The sequence below is a fragment of the Kribbella sp. DT2 genome, assembly GCF_049844575.1.
In the GTDB taxonomy this organism is placed as follows: domain Bacteria; phylum Actinomycetota; class Actinomycetes; order Propionibacteriales; family Kribbellaceae; genus Kribbella.
The window spans coordinates 1-3,207 of sequence record NZ_JBNCLH010000024.1 but is presented as its reverse complement, the minus strand read 5'-3'; the positions used below and the strand labels follow the sequence as shown (position 1 = coordinate 3,207).

The 3,207-nt window shown below is 69.0% G+C and carries 3 protein-coding genes; all 3 read left to right on the top strand.

Going from position 1 to position 3,207, the window contains the following annotated elements; genetic code table 11:
- Positions 1-350: 350 nt before the first annotated feature.
- The 3 genes from ACLQ2O_RS41900 to ACLQ2O_RS41890 all read left to right on the top strand — a co-directional run bounded on the left by ACLQ2O_RS41900 (position 351) and on the right by ACLQ2O_RS41890 (position 3,132).
- Positions 351-767: a hypothetical protein gene (locus ACLQ2O_RS41900; RefSeq protein WP_425843472.1), complete on the top strand. Its 417-nt coding sequence runs from the start codon at positions 351-353 to the stop codon at positions 765-767.
- Between the two features lie 238 nt (positions 768-1,005).
- Positions 1,006-1,836: a L,D-transpeptidase family protein gene (locus ACLQ2O_RS41895; RefSeq protein ID WP_425843470.1), complete on the top strand. Its 831-nt coding sequence runs from the start codon at positions 1,006-1,008 to the stop codon at positions 1,834-1,836.
- A 144-nt stretch (positions 1,837-1,980) separates the two neighbouring features.
- Complete coding sequence (locus ACLQ2O_RS41890; RefSeq protein ID WP_425843468.1) at positions 1,981-3,132, top strand: hypothetical protein; 1,152 nt, start codon at positions 1,981-1,983, stop codon at positions 3,130-3,132.
- Positions 3,133-3,207: the final 75 nt, after the last annotated feature.

Below are 3,207 nucleotides of genomic sequence, written 5' to 3'. Positions count from 1 at the left end.
GAAATCACACCAGAACGAAGCACCAACCAATCATCAACGACAGCGCCGCCCGGATTTAGCAGACACGCCCTAGTCGATGGATCAGAATGGATTGTGCCGTCGGCGATTTCATGTTCAACAGTTACAGCCCGTACGGCGTACGCGGGCGAGCGGGCGGAGCGCGGCCCGGCGCAGAGCGGGGGAACGCGAGAGCGGGGGCGAACGCGAGAGCGGGGCGAACGCGAGAGCGGGGCGAACGCGAGAGCGAGAGCAGCGCGAGCGAGCGGGCGGGCGCGGCGGCGTACTGGCGGACTGGCCGACCGTCGTACAGGGTGCTCGGGCGACGACCTCGCCTGGGTAGGGTGTGCAGCATGGCGGATGAGGAGTTTCGGGTTGTGGTCGAGCTCGGGAGCGACGAGCACGGGTTGACGTTCTGGGAGCGGTTGCGGGCGCTCGATCTGGACGACGACGCGCGGAAGCGGCTCGGGCGACAGGTGACGGTGACCCGGGACGGGAACCGGATGCTGCTCTACACGCAGACGCTCGAGGACGCGCGGGAGGCGGAGAGCACGGTCAAGGAGCTCGTCGCCGGGGACGACCTGAGCGCGGAGTACACGGTGACCAAGTGGAACCCGGCCGCGCAGGAGTGGACCGACCCGACCGCGCCTGAAGGCGAGCACAGCCCGGCGGAGGACGCGGCGAAGAATGCCGACATGGAGGTCCCCGACCCGCGGTACGTGGTGATGCAGGCGTACAAGCCGGAGTTCCTGCGGGACCTCGGGCTGTAGATCAGGGCGGGGCCGGTGCGGTGTGCGGTCGTTGAAGACGCCGTCGGCAACGACTCGTGCTGCTCGACCTGTCCAAGGGGGTCACTGATCACAACGGTTCGGTGACGGGTGTGGCATCGGCGGAGTCTGGGGACCTGTCGGAGTACTAGCGTTCGGCGAGCGAACGCAGTACGGCGAGGCTTCCGCCCCGGAACGGCCCCGTCTGCGACGCTGAAAGTCCTGAGGAGAGGGGATTCTCGTGGCGCGTCGACGTGGGATCGTGGCCGGCTTGCTGGTGCTGGGCGTTGTGCTCAGCGGGTGTACCGACGTCGCGGCGGAGGAGTCAACTCCCTCCCCCAGTACGACGACCACCGCGCCCGGTCCTTCTGGTACGCCGAGCGCGACGCCCTCCGAGACGCCGTCCACGACTCCCTCGGCGACGCCGTCCGGTACGCCGACCACCCAGCCGACGGCCCAGCCAACGACCGGGAAGCCGACCACGCCTGTCGCGCCGGTGAAGGTCAACTACCCGCTCGAGGTCGAGAAGCGCCTGGCCGCGTGGGGTTATCCGGTCGGCGACGTCGACGGTGAGATCACCGCGCGCACCAAGCAGGCCCTGTGCGCCTGGCGCGAGACGAACGGCCTGCCGATCAACCGCGAGCGCCTGACCACGGCCGACGTCCGATCGGTGCTGCTGGCAAAGAACCGCCCGGCACCGAAGAAGCCCGCGGGCATCTACGTCAACAAGACCTGCCAGGTCCTGTACCAGGTCGTCGACAACACCTACCGCCGCATCGTCTGGGTCTCGACCGGCGCGGCCGGGTACGACACCCCGAACCGCACCGGCAAGGTCTGGCGCAAGTGGGCCGGCGCGCACGAGAGCAGCCTGTACGACGACGCGTACATGTACGACTCGATCTACTTCCTGAAGGATCGCCCGGGCATCGCCCTGCACGGTTCGCGGGTCAACTCGCTGATCAAGACCTACCCGGCGTCGCACCGCTGCGTACGGGTGATGCGCCCGCAGATCCACAAGATCTTCCAGGAAACGAAGATCGGCACGACGGTCTCGGTGTACGGGCAGTACTGAAGCCGTTGACCTCGGTCGCGTCCGCCGGTTAGCGTTGCGGGTGCGCGGCCGGGGCCGCGTCGAGACTCGCCGGCAGGCTGGAAGCCACCCCGTTGAGGTGCTCTCTCTGCCGCCCGTGCGAGTCCGGGCGCGAGAGGATGCGCGATGCGATTCCTGCCTGACAAGCCGAGCCTCGGGTTCCTGCGCAAAGAAGCCAAGGACCTCCTGGCGGCGCTGCGTGAGTCGCGGCCCGGTACGTCGCTGGCCGAGGCCCAGCAGGCGTTGGCCGGTGAGTACGGCCTCCGCGACTGGGCCGAGCTGAAGTCGGAGACCGAGCGCCGAGCGGCCGCCGTACCGACACCGCCGGACGGACTCGCCGACGCGCTCGTGACCGCCTTCGGTCTCGGCAGGGTCACCGGCGCGGTCTCCCCCGTCGCCTTCACGCCGATGGGTCGCTGCTGGTCGATCACGACGGATCGCGGCCGCTGGCTCGCCGTCACCGTCTACCCGTGGATCACCAACGATCAGGCCGAACTCGGCACGCGGCTCCGCGACGCCGCGGTTGCCGCCGGGGTCGCGGCACCGACTCCGGTTCGTAGCCCCGGCGGCCGGCTGATCGAGACCGTACGGGAGCAGAGCTGGCGGGTCCACGAATGGATCGAGGTCGGCCCGTCGCCGGTCGTACCGACGCCGGCGAGCGTTGCCCGAGGCATCGGTACGACGTACGGGATCCTGCACTCGTTGGCGATTCCGAGTAAGACGCCCGTCAACCCGTACCTCACCGCGCGCGGCGACGACGTCCAGTGGCGCGACCTGCTCGCGCGGGCGCGCAACGCCGGCAAGCCATGGGCCGATCAGCTCGCCGCCTTGCTGCCCGCGGTGTCCGACCTGCGCGGGATCGAGGCCGATGTCGAGCGCGGTCTCATCCTCTGCAACTGCGCGCTAATTCCCGAGCACGTCCGGGTCGGGCACCAGGACAAGCTGGTGGTCACCGAGTGGGATTTCGCGGGTTCGCTCTCGCCGGAGCAGGAGCTCGGGTCCGCGCTCGGTCACTGGGCACTACGACCGGCACTCAACCGTACGTCGATCGCCGCGTTCCGCGAGGGCTACGTCCAGGCCGCCGGCCGGTGGCCCGACCTCGCACTCGCGTCGTTCGCCGTCGCCGTGACCGGCTGGCTCAACTGGACCTACAACACGATCTGCGAGGCCATCGACCCGTCCGATGCTGAGCGCGCGGCATTCGCCGAGCAAGAGGTCGTGGACCTCCTCCGGCGGCCGATGACTCGTGCATCACTGCAGGAGATCCTCGACACCTGACTAGGGCGTGTCTGCTAATTGTGGATGCGGTGGTGGGTGATCATGGCGGCGAGGAGTACTCCGCCGAGGTAGGTC

What these genes read in the sequence shown, in the direction of transcription:
- ACLQ2O_RS41900 (WP_425843472.1), top strand. Translation starts at nt 351, where the DNA reads ATGGCGGATGAGGAGTTTCGGGTTGTGGTCGAGCTCGGGAGCGACGAG.
- ACLQ2O_RS41890 (WP_425843468.1), top strand. Translation starts at nt 1,981, where the DNA reads ATGCGATTCCTGCCTGACAAGCCGAGCCTCGGGTTCCTGCGCAAAGAA.